19 protein-coding genes are annotated in these 21,461 nt (G+C 50.6%); 14 read left to right on the plus strand and 5 right to left on the minus strand.

Translation table 11 applies throughout. From position 1 onward, the window contains the following. The first annotated feature begins 121 nt into the window (after positions 1–121). From AAHB90_RS24210 to AAHB90_RS24265, 12 genes are all read left to right on the plus strand, one after another. Positions 122–862 (plus strand): 3-keto-disaccharide hydrolase, encoded by a 741-nt coding sequence (locus AAHB90_RS24210; protein ID WP_342087843.1) that lies wholly within the window; start codon positions 122–124, stop codon positions 860–862. Between the two features lie 94 nt (positions 863–956). Next, complete coding sequence (locus AAHB90_RS24215) at positions 957–1,808, plus strand: sugar phosphate isomerase/epimerase family protein (protein ID WP_342087826.1); 852 nt, start codon at positions 957–959, stop codon at positions 1,806–1,808. 27 nt (positions 1,809–1,835) lie between these two features. Next, complete coding sequence (locus tag AAHB90_RS24220; RefSeq protein ID WP_342087827.1) at positions 1,836–2,885, plus strand: ThuA domain-containing protein; 1,050 nt, start codon at positions 1,836–1,838, stop codon at positions 2,883–2,885. A gap of 28 nt (positions 2,886–2,913) precedes the next feature. Next, positions 2,914–3,741 carry a sugar phosphate isomerase/epimerase family protein gene (locus AAHB90_RS24225; RefSeq protein WP_342087828.1) on the plus strand — a complete coding sequence of 276 codons (828 nt, stop codon included), beginning with the start codon at positions 2,914–2,916 and terminating at the stop codon, positions 3,739–3,741. 112 nt (positions 3,742–3,853) lie between these two features. Next, entirely contained in the window at positions 3,854–4,666 is an 813-nt protein-coding gene (locus tag AAHB90_RS24230; RefSeq protein ID WP_342087829.1) for an alpha/beta fold hydrolase, read from the plus strand. An 86-nt stretch (positions 4,667–4,752) separates the two neighbouring features. Then, on the plus strand, positions 4,753–5,844 hold the full coding sequence (locus tag AAHB90_RS24235) for an aldose 1-epimerase family protein (protein WP_342087830.1): 1,092 nt from the start codon (positions 4,753–4,755) through the stop codon (positions 5,842–5,844). A 180-nt stretch (positions 5,845–6,024) separates the two neighbouring features. After that, entirely contained in the window at positions 6,025–7,239 is a 1,215-nt protein-coding gene (locus tag AAHB90_RS24240) for a class I mannose-6-phosphate isomerase (RefSeq protein ID WP_342087831.1), read from the plus strand. Positions 7,240–7,415: 176 nt separating this feature from the next. Further along, positions 7,416–8,450 carry a sugar phosphate isomerase/epimerase family protein gene (locus tag AAHB90_RS24245; protein WP_342087832.1) on the plus strand — a complete coding sequence of 345 codons (1,035 nt, stop codon included), beginning with the start codon at positions 7,416–7,418 and terminating at the stop codon, positions 8,448–8,450. A gap of 165 nt (positions 8,451–8,615) precedes the next feature. Further along, positions 8,616–9,776, plus strand: a complete 1,161-nt coding sequence (locus AAHB90_RS24250) for a Gfo/Idh/MocA family protein (RefSeq protein WP_342087833.1) — start codon at positions 8,616–8,618, stop codon at positions 9,774–9,776. Between the two features lie 81 nt (positions 9,777–9,857). Then, positions 9,858–11,360: a sugar ABC transporter ATP-binding protein gene (locus tag AAHB90_RS24255; protein WP_342087834.1), complete on the plus strand. Its 1,503-nt coding sequence runs from the start codon at positions 9,858–9,860 to the stop codon at positions 11,358–11,360. Positions 11,361–11,449: 89 nt separating this feature from the next. Beyond that, positions 11,450–12,382 carry an ABC transporter permease gene (locus AAHB90_RS24260; RefSeq protein ID WP_342087835.1) on the plus strand — a complete coding sequence of 311 codons (933 nt, stop codon included), beginning with the start codon at positions 11,450–11,452 and terminating at the stop codon, positions 12,380–12,382. 69 nt (positions 12,383–12,451) lie between these two features. Further along, positions 12,452–13,393 carry a sugar ABC transporter substrate-binding protein gene (locus tag AAHB90_RS24265; protein ID WP_342087836.1) on the plus strand — a complete coding sequence of 314 codons (942 nt, stop codon included), beginning with the start codon at positions 12,452–12,454 and terminating at the stop codon, positions 13,391–13,393. A 1-nt stretch (position 13,394) separates the two neighbouring features. Here the strand turns inward: AAHB90_RS24265 and AAHB90_RS24270 are convergent, their stop codons facing one another. Both AAHB90_RS24270 and AAHB90_RS24275 read right to left on the minus strand, forming a co-directional pair. Continuing rightward, positions 13,395–13,544: a hypothetical protein gene (locus AAHB90_RS24270; RefSeq protein ID WP_177194041.1), complete on the minus strand. Its 150-nt coding sequence runs from the start codon at positions 13,542–13,544 to the stop codon at positions 13,395–13,397. 89 nt (positions 13,545–13,633) lie between these two features. Continuing rightward, positions 13,634–14,152 carry a DUF6934 family protein gene (locus AAHB90_RS24275; RefSeq protein WP_342087837.1) on the minus strand — a complete coding sequence of 173 codons (519 nt, stop codon included), beginning with the start codon at positions 14,150–14,152 and terminating at the stop codon, positions 13,634–13,636. Between the two features lie 2 nt (positions 14,153–14,154). On the opposite strand from AAHB90_RS24275, the gene AAHB90_RS24280 reads away from it, so the two are divergent. Both AAHB90_RS24280 and AAHB90_RS24285 read left to right on the plus strand, forming a co-directional pair. Continuing rightward, the gene (locus AAHB90_RS24280) at positions 14,155–15,522 is read left to right on the plus strand and encodes a Gfo/Idh/MocA family protein (RefSeq protein ID WP_342087838.1); all 1,368 of its coding nucleotides are present in this window, start codon (positions 14,155–14,157) and stop codon (positions 15,520–15,522) included. Positions 15,523–15,836: 314 nt separating this feature from the next. Further along, entirely contained in the window at positions 15,837–16,412 is a 576-nt protein-coding gene (locus AAHB90_RS24285) for a DUF4136 domain-containing protein (protein ID WP_342087839.1), read from the plus strand. Positions 16,413–16,475: 63 nt separating this feature from the next. Here AAHB90_RS24285 and AAHB90_RS24290 read toward each other — a convergent pair whose 3' ends face one another. The 3 genes from AAHB90_RS24290 to AAHB90_RS24300 all read right to left on the minus strand — a co-directional run bounded on the left by AAHB90_RS24290 (position 16,476) and on the right by AAHB90_RS24300 (position 21,445). Beyond that, positions 16,476–16,688 (minus strand): helix-turn-helix domain-containing protein, encoded by a 213-nt coding sequence (locus tag AAHB90_RS24290; RefSeq protein WP_342087840.1) that lies wholly within the window; start codon positions 16,686–16,688, stop codon positions 16,476–16,478. Between the two features lie 4 nt (positions 16,689–16,692). Beyond that, positions 16,693–16,986 (minus strand): type II toxin-antitoxin system HigB family toxin, encoded by a 294-nt coding sequence (locus tag AAHB90_RS24295; protein WP_342087841.1) that lies wholly within the window; start codon positions 16,984–16,986, stop codon positions 16,693–16,695. 97 nt (positions 16,987–17,083) lie between these two features. Continuing rightward, positions 17,084–21,445 carry an efflux RND transporter permease subunit gene (locus AAHB90_RS24300; protein WP_342087842.1) on the minus strand — a complete coding sequence of 1,454 codons (4,362 nt, stop codon included), beginning with the start codon at positions 21,443–21,445 and terminating at the stop codon, positions 17,084–17,086. Positions 21,446–21,461 lie beyond the last annotated feature (16 nt).

Genomic DNA, 21,461 nt, shown 5'->3' on the forward strand with positions numbered 1-21,461 from the left:
TTCTGCTTTTTTAAGAGGAGTTAATGTCCCGACAACCCTTGCAGTAAGGGAAGTCCGTTATTCAGGAGTCACTAAACCTATAAAAGCGATCAAAATGAGTTCCAGATTTAGCATGGCCGGAATGTTTCTGGCCGCTGTGATGACCCTCACCAGCCAGGTCGACACTTTTGCCCAAAAAGCCGAAAAGGGATTTAAGTCTATCTTCGACGGAAAAACACTGAAAGGCTGGGAGGGAGATCCGAAATACTGGCGCGTCGAAAACGGCTCTCTTGTAGGGGAAATAACTCCTGAAACGCTTTTAAAAACCAACTCATTCATCATCTGGCGGGGCGGCGAACCGGGCGATTTCGAATTAAAAGGATCGTTCAAGATCGCAGCTGCCGGCAATTCGGGAATCAACTACCGGAGCGAACAACTGACCGACGTGCCTTTCGCATTGAAAGGTTACCAGGCGGACATCGATGGTAAAAACAACTACACCGGTCAGAATTACGAAGAACGTAAGCGTACCACATTGGCCTACCGCGGCCAGAAAACGGTGATCAAAGAATACACGGGTGAAAAAACACCGGAAGCCATTCGGAAGAACGTAGCGAGGAACGCATGGACCGGCGTTGAAGTGACAGGCTCACTGGGTTCGTCCGACTCTCTTAAGACGCTGATCAAAAGCGAAGATTGGAACACCTTCCATATCGTAGTAAAGGGAAATCACCTGCAGCATTATATCAACGACGTCCTGATGAGCGATGTTACCGACAATGACACGGTAAATGGAGCTAAAAAAGGCCTTTTAGGTGTACAGGTACACGTAGGCCCCCCGATGAAAGTGGAATACAAGGACCTGCGGATCAAACAATATTAATCTAACATCGGCTGTCGGCCGTTGGCCATCGGCTTAATGCGAAACCTTTAATGCAAAGCTTATGGCCTAGGGCTTAAAGCATAAAGCTTTTATAATGAATAAAATTGGATTTAATGTGCTGGCCTGGACGGCAGCGGTTTCGGATGACCTGTTTCCGATTATCGAACGACTGAAAACGATTGGTTACGACGGTGTCGAGTTTTATTTAGGCCCCCAGGACGCGGCAGCTTATCAGCGGATGGGCAATTTTGTGAAAGATCTGGGTCTGGAAACGACAGCTGTAATGACCGTCGGCGCCGACGACAACCCGGTAAGCGAATCGGTGGAGGTGAGGCAGCGGGCTTTGGACAAGATCAAGTGGGCGGTAGACCGTGCACATGACCTGAATTCCAAGGTGATATGCGGGCCTTTCCATTCGGCGCACACTGTTTTTGTAAACCGTCCGGCCGAAGACCGTGAATACGCATTGGCCGGGGAGGTATTGAATGCCGCTGCCGATTATGCGGCACAAGCCAATATCACATTCGCATTGGAAGCGCTTAACCGTTTTGAATGCTACCTGTGCAACACGATGGAGCAGTTACTCAAACTCGTGAAAGCGGCCGACCATCCGAACGTACGGGCGATGTTTGATACCCACCATTCCAATATCGAGGAAAAGAGCTATCTGAACGCATTGCAAACGATCGCGCCCGTGCTTGCACATGTGCATATCAGCGAAAACGACCGCGGCACGCCGGGTACCGGGCAGGTGAAGTGGGATGATGCATTCGCGGCGCTGGCGGCAATCAAATATGACGGCTGGCTGACGATCGAGGCATTTTCGCGGAACGATCCTGGCTTTGCAAATGCTATCGGTGTTTGGCGAGAGTTCAACGAGCCGTGGGATATTGCCGAAAACGGTTACAAGTTTATCCGCGAAATGGGCCTGAAACACGGGCTTTGATCAACCACCTTTTTCAGTCCGGATTTTATGAAAAATCTTTTGAAATCAATGCTGGCCTTCGGCATTGCCCTGATCACTTTCGGCACCCAGGCACAGGACGCCCCCGCGAAACACCGTGTGGTATACAAGGGCGATAAGGGACCGGGGGTAGGTAAAAACATCGTTTTTATTGCCACAGACCATGAATACCGGGGTGAAGAATCGCTTCCCGCGCTGGCACGCATTATGGCCAGGCGCTACGGGTTCACGTGTACGGTCGTGTACGCGCTCGACTCGAATGGCTATATTCTGCCCGGAGGTTCGAATGTAAAAGGACTGGATGTGCTCGATAAGGCCGACCTGATGGTGCTTTTCATGCGGTTCGCGCATTTTGAGGACAAGGAAATGCAACATTTTGAAAACTACCTCAAACGCGGAGGCCCGATCGTCGCATTCCGGACTTCTACCCATGCATTTGAAATTAAGAAAGACCCGAAATGGGAGCACTATACCTGGGACTATAAAGGACCAAAAAAGGAATGGAAAGACGGTTTTGGTGAATACATTCTGGGGGAAACCTGGGTATCGCATTATGGCACGAACCATAAGCAATCATCCAAACTCATCATTGACGAAGCGCAGGCCACGCATCCCATTATGCGGGGCGTGAAGGATATGTGGGTGCAATCGGGCGGTTATACTACTTATCCCAAAGGAACAGTGCTCGCGAAAGGCCAGGTACTGAATGGTATGACAGCCGATTCTCCTGCCGACCCAACCAAAGAGTTGCTTCCTGTTGCCTGGATTCGTGACTATCAGATGGAAGGCGGCAAGAAAGGCCGCGCATTTACCACTACGCATGGTGCTTCGGAGGATTTGTTGAATGAGGGTTTCAGAAGAATGGTCGTGAATGCGATGTTCTGGGGTTTGGGACTTGAAAAGGAAATTAAACCGAATAATGACATTGCATTCGTAGGCCCCTATAAGCCTACTACATTCAATTTCAGCGGATATAAGGCTAATGTAAAACCTTCCGACCTGGCAGGCTGGGATTCGCTGATCATGCCGGGCGAGGTCGTGAAAAAGAAGTCGAAGTGATTTTTATATAATTGAAAATAAACAATTAATGTCTCAGCAACTTCCATTTCGCTTTGGGTCAGAGGTTTACACCTGGTTCATGAGCAACAGCGGCCAAACACACCAGGGCCGGTTAGGACACATGATTGAAGTCATCGCGAAAGCGGGTTTTACCGGTATCCAACCGATTTTTACCTGGATGGGCGATCTTCAGGACCCTGACAAACTTGAAGCTAAACTCAAAGAACAAGGCATTGAACTCGCCGCATTGGCGCTCGCACTGGACTGGAACGAAGCCGAAGAGACCGAACGCGAACGCGAAGTGGCCGACCACGCCATCCGCGTGCTGCAACGCTTCCCGGGCGCTGTGCTCAATACGGTACAAATCCCGACCGGCAGGCATAACATCGCGGAGCGTCAAAAGCGCCTCGTGAATATCGTTAACACCGTCTCGCGCCGCGCAGCCGAAAAGGGCGTGCCATGCAGCTATCACCCCAATTCCCCGCACACGTCGATTATCCGTACCGAGGAGGACTACAAGATCGTACTGGAAGGGCTGGACGCATCGGTGACCGGCTGGACGCCCGACGTGGGCCATATCATCAACGGCGGTATGGACCCATTGACCAAAATGAAGGAATACCAGTCACTGATCAACCACGTGCATTATAAAGACTGGGACGGGAATCCAGAATTTACATTGATGGGCAAAGGCAAAGTAGACCTGCCCGGCATAACCCAATGGCTCAAAGACATTAACTATACCGGCTGGATCATCTGCGAGGACGAAGGCGAAGAAGCGCTCTCAGACCCCGATTTCGTGACCTTGCACGACGGAAAGTGGATTCAGGAGGAGTTGGTGCCAGGGTTGAAATAGGCTGTAAGCTATATGCTATAAGCTTTAAGCCAAAACTTTAAATTAATCATCACAAAAAAACAGCCTACGGCTTAAAGCATATAGCATACAGCCAAAAGCATACAGCCACAACATGCCCACCATAAAAACCAACGGTATCAACTTTTACTACGAAGAGCGCGGTTCGGGGGAGCCTTTGCTGCTCATTATGGGCATTACTGCGCCGGGGGCGGTGTGGAATGTGCATGTGGCGGACTGGAAACACCATTTCCGCTGTATTATCGGGGATAACCGGGGTGTAGGGCTGACCGACAAACCGGCCGGTCCATACTCCACCGAGCAAATGGCGGACGATTATGCCGGTCTGCTGGATTCTCTGGGTTTGGAGAATGTCAACGTTATCGGCTGCTCGATGGGTAGCACCATTGCGCAGCAGCTGGCGATCCGGCATCCTAAAAAGGTAAAGTCACTTGTGCTCATGTGCCCCTGGGCGCGGTGTGACAACTACGCAAAGGGCCTTTTCCAGCACATTATGAATGCGAAGGCTCGTTTCAGGCCGGAGGAGTTTAGTTTATACATGCAATTGCTGATCTTTTCAAAATCGTCGTGGGACGATGCGAAGCAGCACGAAGACCTGGAAAATGGCCGTAAAATAGATGCCTTTAACCCGTTCCCGCAGCCATTGCACGGATTGGAGGGGCAGGCGGCCGCTTGTATCAGCCATCATGCATTACAGGATCTGGGCAAGATCAACGCGCCGACCCTTGTCATTGGCGGTAAGGAAGACATTTTCACGCCGGTGTGGATGGCCGAGGAGGTCGCCAACGGTATTCCGGGCGCCGAGTTGTTCCTGTACGACAGGCTGGGGCACGCATTTCATTTTGAAAATACAGAAGATTTTAACGCAAGAGTGAGAAACTGGCTGACCAGCGTTCCGGTGGCCTGACTCCGCATTTTTTGAGTAAAAGCATTAAAGTAAGGCATTTTGCGCCTTTTTCAGGTTTAGATAATTACGAGTTTAATTAAGATATAATGGAGATCGCGGATTCAAAAGATCAGGATCGGAGGGTACTGGACTGGAAGGAGAAAGTTTCGAACCACGTGCAGGTGGGCGGCATTGAAACTTCCGTGCTCGACAATGGCGCGGGCCGTGGTACCCGCATTGCGTGGATCAATACCGGCGGTGGCTTGCGGTTCAAGGTAGTGATAGACCGGGCGATGGATATTGCCGAGGCGTTTTACAACCAGCACAGCCTGGCGTGGATCAGTCACGGCGGCGTTACTTCTCCGCAACCATTCTCGGACAAAGGCATTGATTGGCTCCGCACATTTGGCGGCGGCTTGCTCACCACCTGCGGCCTCTCGCATGCGGGAGGGCCGGAGTCCGATAGCTTCGGCGACCGTGGGTTGCACGGGCTGATCGGTAACCAGCCGGCAGAAATTATTTCGGTCGTTCAGCCTGATTTACGTGCTGGAAAGTACGACATGAGTATTACCGGCATTATCCGCGAAACGCGCCCGTTCGGCCCGAGTTTGGAGCTGAAACGGACCATTTCGGCCACATTGGGCGAAGCGAAACTGCGAATTCACGATGAGGTAATCAATAAGGCCAATACCGCGGCCCCGCATATGCTGCTGTATCATTTCAATTTCGGCTGGCCGGTCGTGGACGAGGGAACCGATATACTATGGAATGGCCGATGGCATCCGCGCTTTGAAGAGAATGCGAAAATTTTCAAGGAGGGTAATGCCTTCAAAAAAGCGCCCGCGCCGCTGGAGAGCCACCTCGGGAGCGGCGAAGAAGTAGCTTTGATCGATGTCGACGCGGATATTTTCGGGGACAGTATTTGCGGGTTGCATAATGAGAAACTGGGACTGGCCGTCGCATTGAAATTCAAAAAGGAACAATTGCCCTGGCTGGCCAACTGGCAGCATTGGGGCAAAGGCGAATATGTGACCGGCATCGAGCCGAGCACGCATCCGCTCTCCGGACAGGCAAAAGCCCGGGAGGACGGCACGCTGATCTTCCTGCAACCCGAGGAAACACGGGAGTACGACCTAGAATTGAGCGTATTGACCGCAAAAGAGGAGATCGAAGAATTTGAATTGAAGGTGAATGTGTAACGGCAATGTCACCCTGAGCGAAGTCGAAGGGTAGTAGCGTGATGCAAAGGCGTCGTCGTCACAATCCTTCGACCGCCCGGCGGCCCGGTCCGCTCAGGATGACAGGAACGACAGCGTATTAACACACCACAAAAATTTTAACCAAGTATCAACCAAAACCAATTTTTTAATACAAAAACAATGGGACTTTCAAGTATAGCTGAGAAGGCGTTGGAGCAGGGAAAGGGAATTTTGCGTCTGGCGCCGACATGGGTGCCGCGTTCGTTTTGCGTTCCCGGCCGCAGGATCAAATTGCACCCCGACGATTACTATGTGCTGGGTGGAGAGCGTGGTGGTATCGATGAACGCTGGCTGTCTTCAACCACTCCTGCGGAAAACGGGCCGCTTACAGGCGAAAATGAAGGTTTGAGCCAAATCGTTTTTGAAGACGAATCAGGCGTTCAAAAAGTGACATTGCGGGACGCAGTAGAAGAGCTGAAAGGCCAGATTATAGGCGACAGACTTTGGGATCAATACAAGAGCTGGCCCATGTACTCCAAGTTTTTTGACAATATGGGGCCGCTTCCGCATCACATTCACCACAGAGACGAACACGCCGCGATGGTGGGCCAGAATGGAAAGCCGGAAGCCTACTATTTCCCGCCTCAACTGAACAATCACGGCGGCGATTTTCCATACACATTCCTTGGTATCGCTCCCGGTACGACCAAAGAGCAGATCAAAGAGTGTCTGATGAATTTCACCAAGGGCGACAATAAGATTACCAATTACTCCCAGGCATTTCGTCTGGAGCCGGGGACAGGCTGGGATGTGCCTCCTGGCATGTTACACGCGCCGGGCAGCTTGTGTACCTATGAGCCTCAAAAAGCATCGGATATTTTTGCGATGTATCAATCGCTTGTCAATGAGGCGGTTATTCCGGAAGAGCTGCTTTGGAAAGGAACACCGAAAGACAGAATTGGCGATTATGACCTGTTGATGGAAGTGATCGACTGGGATTTGAATGTAAATCCTAATTTAATGGAGAAGCATTTCATGCGCCCCAAACCGGTAAAAGATGTCGCTGCGATGGCGGAAGAAGGATATAGTGAAAACTGGATTTGCTATAAAAACGAGGCCTACAGCGCCAAGGAACTTACCGTTTTCCCCGGACAGACTGTTACCATTAAAGACGCTGCTGCATACGGAATGATCGTCATGCAGGGCCACGGCAAATTCGGTACATGGGACATCGAAACCCCTGCATTGATCCGCTACGGGCAACTGACCAACGACGAATATTTCGTAACCGAAGCCGCTGCGATCGAAGGCGTTACAATCAGCAACCCATCGAAGACCGACCCGATTGTAATGTTGAAGCACTTCGGTCCGGGTAACCCTGATTTGGTATTGTAGGGCCGTAGGCTATAAGCTGTAAGCAATAAGCCTTATGCTCAACTGTTCATAGTCAAGACTTACAGCCTAAAGCTTACAGCTTAATACTTACTGCTTAAAACTCATTTCCCTTTTATTCATCAAGCTTTAAGCTTACAGCCTACGGCCTACAGCTTAAAGCCCTTATCTCTTAAACCATGCCTGAAAATAATTTCCCCAAACTCCATAATGCCACATGGCCTGGCATCGTGGGCAAAGGCTCCGACTCGGAGCCGATTATTCCTTTTGATACATTGCTTGAAAAGACTGCCGCTGCGGAAGTGGATGGCGTGAAATTCGACGGCGTCGATATCGGTTTGTTCGACGAGCATATTGGCGAATACCTGAATGCGGCTGATGGTGGAAAGCGTCTGGCTGATAAGTTGGCCGGGTATAACCTGGAAGCAGGAAGCCTGGTAGCCAACGTATGGGCCGGCTCTGCGATGGGTACGAAAGAGGCGCGCGACACCTTTGTGGAGCAGGTGCGAAAGGCGTGCGAGTTCGGTAAGCAACTTCGTGACACCGGGGTCCGCAACGGCGGTGTGATCCGTATCGACTCGGCTGCTTCGCCGGAAGCATGGTCGTCCGACCCGAAAGGCAACACTAAACAGATTGCCGAAACTTTCAGACGTGCCGCCGATGTAGCCGCTGATTTTGGGGAAAGACTCGCTGCCGAAGGCGAAATCTGCTGGGGCGGTATGCACAGCTGGAAAGCGATGATCGACACACTCGAAGCGGTGGACCGTCCAAACGTCGGTTTCCAGGCGGATATGTCCCATACTTTCCTTTATTTGCTGGGCTATAATGCGCCGGAAGACCGCATTCTGCCAGCCGACTTCGAATGGAACGACCGCGCCACATTGGATGAAGCCTTCAAAAAAATGACAGCCGCGCTTCGTCCCTGGACAATCGATTTCCACGTAGCACAAAACGACGGAACCGTACACGGAACCGGCTCACATGATAAAACCGGTCGTCACTGCCTTGCTACCGATCCGAACGGCAAGCTCGACATCGCACACCATGCAGGCTTCTGGCTCCGCGACGAAAAGGGCGAACTCACAAAGGCATTCCGTCACATTTGCTGGGACGGCTGCATGTTCCCGAACGAGGTAATGTACAAGCAGCAAACCTGGAACGATATCCTCGCGGCGCTGGTGAAGGTGCGTAATGCGCATGGGTGGCAGGCGTAAGGGCTTTAAGCTGTAAGCAGTAGGCTATAAGCTGTAAGCTGAATGCTTCGCCGATTTGTACTGTACGCGTGCATAAAGCATATAGCCTAAGGCTTAAAGCTTTTAAAATATTCCAAAAACCTAAGGCTTAAAGCTTATAGCTTACAGCCTAAAGCATTAAACAAAATGTCAGAAAAAAAACAAATCCGTGTCGCGTTGATCGGTTCCGGTTTGATGGGCCGCACGCATACCAATGGTTATAAAAGAATCGGGGACTTTTTCCCTGAGCTGGAATACCGTCCTGTCCTGGCGGCTGTTTGCTCCCGTAACGAGGAGAAAGTGAAAGCTTTCGCGGAACAGTGGGGTTACGAATCCTACGAAACCGACTGGCGCAGGATCATCGAGCGCGACGATATCGACGCTGTGGACATTTGTACACCGAATGATACGCACGCGGAAATCGCGCTGGCGGCGGCTGCGAAAGGGAAAATGATCCTTTGCGAGAAACCCCTTGCACGGACGTTGGCAGAAGCTAAAACAATGGTGGATGCTATTGAAGCTGCCGGCGTGAAAAACACTGTGTGGTACAACTACCGCCGTGTGCCCGCTGTGACATTGGCAAAACAAATTGTGGATTCAGGCAAACTGGGCCGCATTTTCCACTACCGCGCCAACTTCCTGCAAGACTGGACGATCAGCCCGGATGTACCGCAGGGCGGAACCGCAACCTGGCGCCTCGACGTGGATGCAGCGGGTTCGGGTGTGACGGGTGATTTGCTGGCACACTGTATCGACACGGCGATGTGGATCAATGGCGGCATTAAGGACGTTTCCGCTGTGGCTGAGACGTTTATCAAAGAACGCAAGCATACCGGTACCGGCGAAGTTCAGAAAGTAGGTATCGACGACGCTTGTATTTTTCACTGCCATTTCGATAATGGGTCGTTGGGCTTGTTCGAATCTACACGTTATGCGCGCGGCCATAAGGCGCTTTATACTTTTGAAATCAATGGTGAGCATGCTTCCATTCGTTGGGACCTGCATGACCTGAACCGCCTCGAATATTTCGACCACAACGATGAGTCGATTGTCCGCGGATGGCGTTCGATCCTGGTGACGGACAGCGACCAGCCTTACATGAAGCGTTGGTGGATCCCCGGTACCAGCATTGGTTACGAACATTCATTCATACATCAGGCAGCCGATTTCTTCGAAAGCCTGCAAACCGGCAAACCTTGCTCGCCGACTTTCAAGGACGCTTACGAAACACAGAAAGTGTGTGAAGCGGTACTCGAATCGGCGGCTTCCAAAAGCTGGAAAGACACCGGCGTACATTGGGAAGGTTAATCCAATAATGCATTCATAATCTGAGGCTTTAACCGGAACCCACTATGCGGGAAAGGTTAAAGCCTCAGTTTCGATTCTGCTATGTCCGATTACATTCTAAGGGTTAAGGAAATTTCCAAATCGTTCTCTGGCGTGAAAGCGCTGGACAATATCCATTTTGACCTGAAAAAAGGCGAAGTGCATGCCTTAATGGGCGAGAATGGGGCTGGGAAATCGACCTTCATGAAAATACTGATCGGATTGGTGACACCCGATGCCGGCGAGGTCTTGCTTGAAGGCGAAAACCTGATCGGCAGCAATGTGAATGAAACTTTGAAAAAAGGCATTTCCATGATCCATCAGGAAATCCTGATTATCCCCGAACTGACCGTGGCGCAGAACATTTTTTTGGGAAGGGAAAGGGAAGTTTCGGGCAAAAGCGGAATTCTCTCCGGTTGGCTGAATGATTCAGAAATTAACCAGCGGGCGGCTGCATTGCTTGATCGAATGGGTGTCAACATCGCTCCAAAGGCGAAAATGAGATCCCTCAGCGTGGCACAAATGCAGATGGTGGAGATCGCGAAGGCTGTCTCCAATAACGCAAAAGTGATTATCATGGATGAGCCTACTTCTGCCATTTCGGACAAAGAAGTGGGGACATTATTCCAGATTATCCGTGATCTGAAAGCGCAGGGCGTCGGTATTATCTATATCTCGCATAAAATGGACGAGATATTCCGGATTTCGGACACCATCACCGTGCTGCGTGATGGCAAATACATCGGTACCAAAAGCGCGGTCGAACTGGATCAGAATGCATTGATTGCCATGATGGTGGGCAGGGAGATCGGTCAGATGTTTCCGGCAGCGACGCAGCCGGTAGGAGAAGAAGTTATTTCCGTTCAAAATCTGGGTAAAGCAGGTAAGTTTTCAAATATCAGTTTTAATGTCAGATCCGGTGAAATACTGGGATTGGCAGGGTTGATGGGTGCGGGAAGAACTGAAATAGCGAGGGCGATATTTGGGCTGGATCAATGGGACGAGGGCGAAGTGACGATCAAACAGTCGCCGCTTCGTGCGCGTACGCCGCGCGAGGCCATCAACAGGGGAATCGGCTATGTGAGCGAGGACAGGAAGGGCCTGGGGTTTATTCCAAGAATGTCGGTCAAGGATAATATCACCCTTTCAAGCATGAACAACCACCGCAAAGGCGGTTTTATCGACGCACACAGCGAAGAATCGGTCACCAAAAAAATGATAGCCGATTTGAAGATCAAAACGGCCGGTACCGGTCAGCACGTCACGTATTTAAGCGGGGGAAACCAGCAGAAAGTCGTCATTGGCAAAGTGCTGCTTGCTTCGCCCGAAATCATTATCCTCGACGAACCGACCAGAGGCGTGGATGTTGGGGCAAAATTTGAAATTTATAAACTGATCCGCAGCCTCGCCGACCGGGGTATGGCGATCATCATGATATCATCGGAATTACCGGAAATCCTGGGCCTAAGCGACCGGATACTGGTTTTATCGAAAGGAAAACAAACCGCGCTACTTTCAAAGGAGGAAGCGACGCAGGAGTTGATTATGAGATATGCGGTAGCGTAGCGGCTATAAGCAATAGGCTTTAAGCTATATGCTTTTAGTTTAAAATCATTTTTTGCTTATAGCTTAAAGCCTAAGGCCAAATTTAAAACATGAACAGATCCTCCAAATCAGGCCAGTACGGTATCTTCTTCGCATTTGCATTGATATGCCTTGTGCTGGCATTGAGTACGCCGAAGTTTTTTACAATTTCCAACCTGCTGATCATTGGGAACCAGGTTTCGATCAATGCATTGCTGGCATTTGGCGTCACTTTTGTGATTATTACGGGCGGGATAGACCTTTCGCTTGGCTCAATGGTAGCCGTTACAGGAGTAGCCGCCGCGACATTCGCGCATCCCGACACTTATCCGCTCGTTGTGCCGTTGCTCGTTGGCCTAGGAGCTGGCTCTGCTATGGGCGCATTCAATGGTTTGGTTATTACAAAAAGCAAAGTGCCGCCGTTCATCGTCACGCTGGGAACCATGACCATCGGCCGTGGGCTCGCATTGATACTAAGCAAGGGAAGGCCCGTTTCGAATCTTTCCGACTCGTTCAACTTCATTGGAGGAGGCAATATCGCCGGTATTCCGTTTCCGATTATAATCCTGTTTGTCGCGTTCGCGGTTTGCTCGATTTTATTGAATAAAACCATCCTTGGGCGCTATATGTACGCGGTTGGGGGTAACGAGCCTGCTGCACGTGCGTCGGGTATCCGTGTGAGCCGTGTCAAAATGTGGGTATATACGATTTGCGGGTTGCTTTCTGCATTGGGCGGTATCCTGCTCACATCGCGCATTACCACCGGCCAGCCTAATGCAGGGGCCGGATTCGAGCTGGATGCCATCGCTGCCGCCATTATCGGTGGTACCAGTACCTCGGGCGGCACCGGAACGATGACGGGAACATTGATCGGCGCCTTGCTCATCGGGGTGATCAGCAACAGTCTCGATCTGCTGAATGTGACTTCCTACTACCAGCAGGTCGTGATGGGCGTGATCATCATTGGTGCGGTGGTGTTGGATGGAGTTGGGAAGAAGGATTGAAAGGGAGGAAGGATTGAAAGGGAGGAAGGGGAGGATGTTTTTAGAGATTTTAGGTATTCAATATAAAATATGAAACGCAACGCGATTTTTTCTGCATTCATTGCTATGGCTTTTTTTACGGGCTGTAACCAATCTTCGAATAAGGAATCCGGCTCGGATGCGGGGGATAAGCTGGTGATCGGTGCTACGATGCTGAGCATGCAGAACGAGTTTATCGTGAATGTAAGCGACGCAATGGAGGCGAAAGCGAAGGACATGGGTGTGGAGCTCATAACTGTCGACGCAGAACGTTCTGCATTGAAACAGGTGGAGCAGGTGGAGAGCTTTATCGGTCAGGGAGTAGACGCCATCATCATGAATCCCTGCGAGGTAGAAGCGAGTTCGCCGGCAATCAAGCTCGCGATGGACGCCAAAATTCCCATTATCAATGTCAATTCGGAAACTTCTGCAAAACCCACGGCATTTGTAGGCTCGGACGACACCGAATCCGCTCGCATCGCGATGAAATACATTGCCGAAAAACTGGGCGGCAAAGGCAATGTGCTGATGATGCACGGTTTCATGGGCCAGGCCGCGCAAATCAGGCGCGATAATGGTGCGAAGGAAATCCTGAAAGCTAACCCGGGCCTCAAATTGCTCGCCGAACAAACCGGCGAATGGGACCGCGCAAAAGGAATGTCCCTTACCGAGAACTGGATCCAATCCTACGGCGACAAGATCAACGCGATTTTTGCACAAAACGACGAAATGGGCATGGGCGCCGTGAAAGCACTGGAAGCTGCGGGTTTGAAAGGTAAGGTGCTTGTGGTGAGTGTAGACGCTATTCCCGATGCATTACAAGCGGTAAAAAAAGGAACTTTGGACGCCACCGTTTTCCAGAATGCCAAAGAGCAAGGCGGAAAGGCGATTGAAACGGCGGTGAAAGCGGCTAAGAAAGAGGCGTTTGAGAAAGAGGTGCTTATTCCTTTTCAGTTGGTGGATAAGGGGAACGTTGAGAAGTTTTTGAAATAGATTACCGTTTTAACGCACGGAGCCTTTCGAGTCCCCCGCTTTCAATAAACTCCCGGGTGGCTTCCATTTTTTCTTTGAGAATCGCCTGGACCTTAGGGTCGGCAAGTACTCTTTTTTTGCGGTCTTCGAAACTCTCAACCGGTGTTTTCATCGCTGTCTAAGTTTTAAAATGTAAACTTGATAGGTTTTATTAAGCTCAAATGGCTCAACAACAGTGCCGCTGTCACCATAAATTTCGTACTACTTTTGAATATTTGAAAGCTCTTTTCCAAGAACCATCCTGTACAGGCGGCTCTTGGCGGGTGTGTTACCCTGGATCTTTATTTCGGCGTAGGGGTATCGCTCCAAAAAAATACGTAAACATTCCGAGACAGTCGACATGGCTTTTTCTAAGTCGAGATTGTTTTCCGGGGAAGCAATATCACTTAGTTCTCCATTCGGAAGTACATCCAAAAGCGCCAGATTGAAAAGCCCGTTACTATGCGGAAATTCTGTAAAAAGCACCGCCTTTCGAATTGTTCTCTCGAAACTGATTCTTACGAACTCAAAATAAAGTTGGTCATCATCCGACTGAAAAGGATAAAACTCTGACTGCATACAAACGCTGGATTGTAAGTACCATATCGAATGCAGGAAGTTGAGCGGTTGTATGTGTCGCAAATGTAAAATAATCCCTTCACAAAAGTAAAACGCCGCTTCCTCTGCGCTTTTACCGGCAGATGGCATTTTGCCAGTTTTCCTAAAACCAACCAAAATCACGAATGAACACTTTCAATATCAACCGCCGTAGTTTTCTCCACGGGGCTACGGCTGCATTGGCACTTTCCACTTTCGGAGCGCAGGGAATGGACCTGGTCAACCCCGCCAAAACATGGCGAGTAGGGCTAATTGGTACGGGTTGGTATGGTAAAAGTGATCTGTTCAGGTTGATTCAGGTAGCACCCGTGGAGGTGATCGCACTTTGCGATGTGGATAAAAATCAATTGAACGAAGCGGGCAAGCTGGTAAGCCAACGGCAGAAATCGGGGAAGACGCCGAAGTTGTACGGCGATTACCAGAAGATGCTCGCGGAGAATGAAATGGACATTGTCCTGATCGGATCGCCCGACCACTGGCATGCATTGCAGATGATCGACGCCGTAAAGGCGGGCGCGCACGTGTACGTGCAGAAGCCGATCAGCGTGGATGTATTGGAGGGCGAGGCGATGGTTGCTGCCGCGCGCAAATACAAGAAAGTAGTGCAGGTAGGGACACAGCGGAAAAGTACGCCACATTTGATCGATGCCAAGAAAAATATTGTGGACGCGGGCTTGCTGGGCAAGATTTCGCATGTTGAAATGTGCTGCTATTACCATATGCGGGCTAATGGTAACCCACCCGTGGAAGCCGTGCCGGATTATCTGGATTATGAGAAATGGACCGGCCCTGCGCCCCTGCGCCCGTACGACGGCTCGCCGCATGTGCGCTGGTGGCGGACGTTCATGGAATATGGTAACGGCATTACCGGTGACATGTGCGTGCACATGTTCGACACGGTGCGCTGGATGCTGAAACTGGGATGGCCGAAAAAAATCACGTCGACCGGTGGTATTTATGTGCAAAAAGAAGGTAAGTCCAATATATCCGACACCCAGTCCGCGATTTTCGAGTACGACGGCCTGAACTGCGTATGGCAGCACCGTACATGGGGAACGCCCAACAACCCCGATTATCCCTGGTCATTTACGCTCTACGGGGAAAAAGGAACACTTTGGGCGAGTACGATGGCGTACGATTTCATCCCGCAAGGCAAAGGCGAGAAGATCCATAAGGATGTTGTTTACGAAAAGGAAAAATATCCCGAGGATCTGAAAGAGGACAAGATCGAACTGAATGCGGCGCCCGCAACACGTCTTCACATGCTCGACTTCCTGAATGCGATAGAGCAGAATGGCAGGCCGGTGGCCGACATCGAAGAAGGGCATATTTCGACTGCAAGTTGCATTTTGGCAAATCTTTCGATGAAAACGGGCCGTTCGATTGTTTATGACCCAATAAAACGCGAAATTGTGGGAGATAGAGAAGCTAATGCATTACTGGCCCGCGCGTACCGGGCTCCTTACAAACATCCTGACTATAAACACGTCTAGGATAGGTCATTAAAGTTCGTGGTCCCTTATATATTCCCAGTACATCGCGTCCGGCAAAATCCGGGCGCGTTTTTGTTTCGGAGCCTTTATATTTTCAATTTGCCGCTGCAACATACAGGGCAGGATCCTGGTAAAGTTAAATGAAGGGTTTGAGTGCCTTGCAAACGTTTGAAATAGCTCAGGATAAGTAATTTCCGCGATCGATATACCAGTTTTATTTGTTTATAAGTTTAATAGATGTTTCACAGGCATTTAAACCAAACCCCCTCTTAAACTGTCAGAGTATTGTAACATAACCAAACGTTAAAAACACAATGAAAACCATAGTGAAGTTGATAAAATCCGCTGGTATGGCGGTTGTGGCGGGTGTATTCATGATGGCGTGCAGTAATGCCCTTCAAGTCAGCTACGATTACGATTCGGCAGTGAACCTGAAACAGTTCAAAACCTTCAAAGTGGAGGCCGAGCATAATATGGAGCAGGATCCCTTGTTGGGCAGCGAACTGAACAGGCGCCGGTTGGGAGATGCCGTCGTAGAAGTGATGGAAGCCAAAGGCTACAAAATGGACACGAAGAATCCGGAGATCGTGGTACGGTTTATGACCGACGTGAAGGACCGCCAGCAAGTACGCTCCAACAACATGTATTCCCCTTATATGTGGTGGTACGGCGGGGGCAATAATATCTCGACCTATAACTACCAGGAAAGCCGTTTCATTCTGAATGTCTATCAGAAATCGACCGAGAGAATGATATGGCAGGGATGGGCTTCCGGAAAAGTGAAAGCGCCGACCAAGAAAGAAGACCAGAACACCATGATCAAAAACACCATGGCTGATATCCTGAGATCCTTCCCCGAAGCGACGCTCGATACATACAGCAGGAAGTAATCTTTTAAGGCTAAAAAGTAAAAATGCCGGCTGACGTCCGGCATTTTTTATAAATTTTAGTTGCTATTTCCTTTCTTCCATTCTGATCCTGATATATTCGTCAGGATCTGGTTCCTCGATCGGATAATGTTCTTCTTCATATTGATTGATCAGTAGTGCAAGTACATCAGCTTCTTTGGCTTCATGGCTGCCCGCGGGTGCATCAAACAGTGTTTCGATGCGTTTTAATGCTTCCTGATACTCCTCTTCGGTTTCGATCAATTTTACATCTACCATTTCGTTAAATCGTTTTTGCATCGATACGGTCATATTCCGAGTGCGTTCCCAGCCACTTAATCATGATTCTCTTGTGCTCAAAACTGATCCGTGTGATCATGCGATAGTGATTCCCTTTAATGTTGAAAATGATCCTGTTGTCTGCAATCAGGTCAGCGGTTCTGAAATCAGCTTTCACTGCGTTGAAATCCCTCCATTCCGTCTTCCTCACTTTTTTGAACCAAGAAGTGAGGTATGCTTTTGAATCAGGATGAAGTTCGTAAAAATCTTTCAATTTTTTGAAACTGATTACATTCATGAAATAGTGTGTATGGATTTAAACAAAAGTAAAGGGGAAAGTTGTCCTGAAAACAACTTCCCCTTTACAATGTACGACCGGCTGGGCGAGCGGTTATTTATTGCAAATCCTGCCCGTTACGATACTCCTCCGAAGCCTTTTTCACAATCGCGTCGCCGTCGTGCAGGTCTCCGAAAACTTCTACCAGCGTATCTACTACAACGCCCCGTTTCACAGGAACCCATTCCGCTTTCTTACCCTTATCGCGGATCACAAATACTTGCTCGCTGGAATTTACTACCGAAGTGACGGGGACGAAAAGCGTGTTGCCGGTACGCTCTGTATTGAGCTGGACTTGTGCGTACATGCCCGCTTTGAGCTCGTTGGAGCGGTTGGTGACGTCGAACTCGGTGATCATCGAGCGGTTTTCTTCGGTTAATGTGCGGGAACTGCGGGCATAAACGGCTTTGTAAACTTTTTCGGGACTGGCCGAAACCGTGAAACTCACTTCGCCCTTGTTAGGGATGGCGCTGGACATGTTTTCAGGGATCGCGAGCGTCAGACGCAGTTTCGTATTGTCTTCCAAAATAAATAATGGCTTAGCCCCGCCTTCGCCCGGGCCTACCAGCGCGCCTGGACTGATATTTCTCTCCGTAATAATGCCATCGAAAGGCGCTGTTACGGTTAGGTAGCGGGATAGCTCGGCTTTGGTTTCCATAAATGACTTTGCCGCCTGGACATTCCCTTTGGCGACGGACATCGCTGAGCTATCGGCCGCTGCGCGCGCTTTGGAGAGGTCGAGTTCGTTGAGCGACACAGCCCCCTCGGTGCGATTGGTCTTCTGCAAGCGGCTGTATGTCAATGCACTGGATTGGTAACGCGTTGTGGTTTGCTGTAATGTCGCTTCGGCGGCGATGAGCTGGGCTTTGGCCTGGCTCAGTTCGGAGATCACTTCCGGTGCTTCCAGTACGGCCAGAACCTGCCCTTTTCTGACGATCGTGCCCCGGTCGGCATTCACTGTTTTAACAAACCCTTTCACTTTCGGATGGATACTGACCTTGTTCCAGGGCTTCAATTCACCGGGTAATGCGATCTGCTTAGCCGGCTTCATACTTTTTACATAAGCCAGTTCCACAACCTGGGGCTCTGCCTGGGCTTTGGCTTGATGCTTTTCGCTCGTTTCGGCGGTACTGCTGCACGCGCTCATGCCCGCGGCAACGGTGATCAGTATCAGAATGGATTTCAGGGTGTTCATGGAAACGGATGTTTGGAGTTTTTTACGGAAGAAATTGCTTTCAGGATCCTCGGGGTCGAGGGATACCGAGTTGACGGACGCCTTGCGCTGAACAAGCGTGAATACCGCCGGCAAAATGAGCAGCGAGGCCAATGTGGAGGCTATCAGTCCGCCGATTACGGCCTGGCCGAGTGGGGCGATCTGGTCGCCACCCTCGCCGAGACCGGAGGCCATCGGGATCATACCGGCGATCATTGCAATACTCGTCATCAGGATCGGGCGGATACGGCTGCCGGCTGCGAGCGTCACGGCTTTATGCGCGTCCTGTAATTTGAGGCGCAGGTTCTCCGCATTGGTCACCATCAGGATCGCATTCGCGACGGATACCCCCACGGACATGATCAGGCCCATGTAAGATTGCAGGTTGAGCGTCGCGCCGGTGAGTAGCAGCAGGCCGATCGAACCCACTACTACCGCAGGAATGGTTGAAAGTACAACGAGCGACAGTTTGAATGACTGATAGGTAGCCGCCAGCAAAAGGAACATGATCACGACGGCGATTAGTAGACCCGTTTGCAAGCTGCTCAATGTTTCCGTGAGCAGCTCGGTTTGCCCTTTCAGCTCCACAATTACACCACGCGGTGGTTCGCCCACGTTCTTGATTGCTTTCTGAACGGCGGTAGTAGCCGCACCAAGGTCTTTTTGATGAATATTGGCAGTGACGGTCACCAGTCGGTTCGGTCCGGCGCGGTCGTATTCGCCGGGGGCGGTTTTTTCGGAGAATGTAGCTACGTCGGCCAGCAGCGGGTTGCTGACGCCGGTTTTCAACGGAATTGTCCCAATATCTTCAACAGAAGTCATTTGATATTCCGGAATCTGGACCTGTACCTGGTAGGCAAGCCCTTTGGCGTCGTCGAGCCAGAGGTTTTTGTCTGTGAAACGGCTGGAAGACGTAGCCGCAACCATCGAGCGCGCCACTTGCGTGGACGTAATGCCCAATTGTCCCGCCCTTTCGCGGTCGATTTTGACGTCCAGGATTGGGTACTGCAAGGGCTGGGCAATCTGCACGTCACGCAGGAAAGCGATCTGCTGCATTTCCTTCTGAATTTTCCGGGCGAATCTTCCGGCTTCTTCCACATCTTTTGCAGCCACACTTACCTCGATCGGTGTCGACGCGCCCTGGCTCATAATTTTGTCTACCAGTTCGATTGGCTCAAATGAAATGGCCAGATTGGGAATCTCCTTCGAAATTCTTGCACGCAGTTTCTCTTTCAATGCATCCATTCTTACAGGAAAATCCTCTTTCAAAGAAACCTGCAAAACAGCCTCGTGCGGGCCGCTGTTGAACACGAAAATATTGGAAGTACCATAGCTGGAAGGAACGGTACCTACATAAGCCGAGGATATTTCGACATGCTCTTTCCCAACCTCCGATTTAATCAGGTTCAAAACCTTCAATGTAGCCTCTTCCGTCCGCTCGACACGCGTGCCGTCGGGGACCCGCATGCGCATCTGGAACTGGTGACTGTTGGCCTTCGGGAGAATATCGGTACCGATCAGGAAGAACCCGCCGACGATTAATGCGATGCTGCCCGCGAGGTAAACCGGGACAATCAGCCGCTTGCCCATGATGCCGCCGAGTACATTCAGGTATTTTAATTTAAACTTTTCAAAACCGGTGGGTGGCAGCGATGGGTGCGCGCCTTCTTCAATCACAGCATTGATTTCCTGGTTATCCAGTGCCAATGTCGGCGCTTCGTGATGCGGATGATCTTTCAAAAGCCAGTTGGAAAGGACCGGTACCAATGTTTGGGAAAGTAAAAACGAAGCGATCATCGCAAAACCTACGGCCAGCGAAAGCGGCAGGAACATCGATCTTGGAATACCACTCATCACAAACGACGGCGCAAAAACAGCCAGGATCGCCAACAGGATCAGGAATTCGGGGAATGCGATTTCCTTACACGCGTCCCAGATGGCCTGCTCTTTCGGCTTGCCCATTTCCTGGTGCTGGTGAATGTTTTCAATAGTCACCGTTGCCTGGTCGACGAGCACGCCGATAGCCAGAGCGAGCCCGCTCAATGTCATGATGTTGATCGTTTGCCCAAATAAATTCATCAATATCACGGCTGAAAGAATGGAAATAGGGATGGTCACGATCACGATGATCACGCTGCGCCAGTCCCGCAGGAAGAGTAGTACCATCAAACCGGTAAGCAACGCACCCAGAATACCCTCGGTAATGAGGCTTTTCAAAGAGTTGGTCACATACACCGACTGGTCGAATTCATAGGAAATCTTCACATCCTCCGGCACGGCATTCCGTAGTTGCGGCAATGCAGCGCGGATATTGTTCACCACATCGAGCGTAGAAGCATCCGATTTTTTTACCACCGGAATATAAACCGCCCGGCGGCCGTTGATCAACGCGTAGCTTACCGTCACATCGGCACCGTCTTCGACTACACCCACATCGCGAATGAACACGGTAGGGCCTGCACCGACGCGGATAGGGATATTCAGAAAATCTTCGGGCTTCTTGATGAGCGAGTTGACAGGCGTCATTAGCGTCTTGTCGCCCATACGGATATTACCAGCCGGTGAAGGTTGGTTATTGGCAATAATGGATTTGATCACTTCTTCGGGTGTCAAATGATAGCTCCTAATGCGCTCAGGATCGACGCGGACTACAATTGTGCGCTGGTTACCTCCAAATGGCGGCGGACTGGAAACACCCTCAATGCGGCTGAACATCGGGCGTACGCGGGAGGAGGCGAAATCCTGGATTTCGTTCAGCGAGCGCGAGGCGCTTTCGAACACCATTTGCCCGATCGGTACCGAGCTTGCATCAAAGCGCACGACCTGCGGAGGTACCGTTCCCTCGGGCATGTAGGCCTTCGCACGGGAGACGTTGTTGGCGACCTCCGCCGCCGCCTGGGCCATGTCGGTACCGGGGTAGAACGAAAGCTTGATCAATGACAAGCCCTGGATCGTCTTTACATCCACGTCGCGGATACCCGAAACGTACAGAAAGTGGTCCTGATAGCGGGTAGCGATGAAGCCGTCCATCTGGTCGGGCGCCATACCGCCGTAGGGCTGCACTACGTAAATGGTGGGCAGATCGAGGTTTGGGAAAATGTCGACGGGAATGCTCCGTATCGACAAAATTGAGAAGAATAGGATGCCGATCACGACTACCACAATGGAAATGGGCTGTCGGAGGGCAGTTCTGATGAGTTGATACATAATGTTCAGATTTATT

Origin of the sequence: Dyadobacter sp. OTU695 (assembly GCF_038440355.1) — a bacterium.
Lineage (GTDB): Bacteria > Bacteroidota > Bacteroidia > Cytophagales > Spirosomataceae > Dyadobacter.

Excerpts from the sequence above, each read along its gene's own strand:
- AAHB90_RS24210 (WP_342087843.1), top strand. The coding sequence starts at position 122 with ATGTTTCTGGCCGCTGTGATGACCCTCACCAGCCAGGTCGACACTTTT.
- AAHB90_RS24215 (WP_342087826.1), top strand. The coding sequence starts at position 957 with ATGAATAAAATTGGATTTAATGTGCTGGCCTGGACGGCAGCGGTTTCG.
- AAHB90_RS24220 (WP_342087827.1), top strand. The coding sequence starts at position 1,836 with ATGAAAAATCTTTTGAAATCAATGCTGGCCTTCGGCATTGCCCTGATC.
- AAHB90_RS24225 (WP_342087828.1), top strand. The coding sequence starts at position 2,914 with ATGTCTCAGCAACTTCCATTTCGCTTTGGGTCAGAGGTTTACACCTGG.
- AAHB90_RS24230 (WP_342087829.1), top strand. The coding sequence starts at position 3,854 with ATGCCCACCATAAAAACCAACGGTATCAACTTTTACTACGAAGAGCGC.
- AAHB90_RS24235 (WP_342087830.1), top strand. The coding sequence starts at position 4,753 with ATGGAGATCGCGGATTCAAAAGATCAGGATCGGAGGGTACTGGACTGG.
- AAHB90_RS24240 (WP_342087831.1), top strand. The coding sequence starts at position 6,025 with ATGGGACTTTCAAGTATAGCTGAGAAGGCGTTGGAGCAGGGAAAGGGA.
- AAHB90_RS24245 (WP_342087832.1), top strand. The coding sequence starts at position 7,416 with ATGCCTGAAAATAATTTCCCCAAACTCCATAATGCCACATGGCCTGGC.
- AAHB90_RS24250 (WP_342087833.1), top strand. The coding sequence starts at position 8,616 with ATGTCAGAAAAAAAACAAATCCGTGTCGCGTTGATCGGTTCCGGTTTG.
- AAHB90_RS24255 (WP_342087834.1), top strand. The coding sequence starts at position 9,858 with ATGTCCGATTACATTCTAAGGGTTAAGGAAATTTCCAAATCGTTCTCT.
- AAHB90_RS24260 (WP_342087835.1), top strand. The coding sequence starts at position 11,450 with ATGAACAGATCCTCCAAATCAGGCCAGTACGGTATCTTCTTCGCATTT.
- AAHB90_RS24265 (WP_342087836.1), top strand. The coding sequence starts at position 12,452 with ATGAAACGCAACGCGATTTTTTCTGCATTCATTGCTATGGCTTTTTTT.
- AAHB90_RS24270 (WP_177194041.1), bottom strand. The coding sequence starts at position 13,544 with ATGAAAACACCGGTTGAGAGTTTCGAAGACCGCAAAAAAAGAGTACTT.
- AAHB90_RS24280 (WP_342087838.1), top strand. The coding sequence starts at position 14,155 with ATGAACACTTTCAATATCAACCGCCGTAGTTTTCTCCACGGGGCTACG.
- AAHB90_RS24285 (WP_342087839.1), top strand. The coding sequence starts at position 15,837 with ATGAAAACCATAGTGAAGTTGATAAAATCCGCTGGTATGGCGGTTGTG.
- AAHB90_RS24290 (WP_342087840.1), bottom strand. The coding sequence starts at position 16,688 with ATGGTAGATGTAAAATTGATCGAAACCGAAGAGGAGTATCAGGAAGCA.
- AAHB90_RS24295 (WP_342087841.1), bottom strand. The coding sequence starts at position 16,986 with ATGAATGTAATCAGTTTCAAAAAATTGAAAGATTTTTACGAACTTCAT.
- AAHB90_RS24300 (WP_342087842.1), bottom strand. The coding sequence starts at position 21,445 with ATGTATCAACTCATCAGAACTGCCCTCCGACAGCCCATTTCCATTGTG.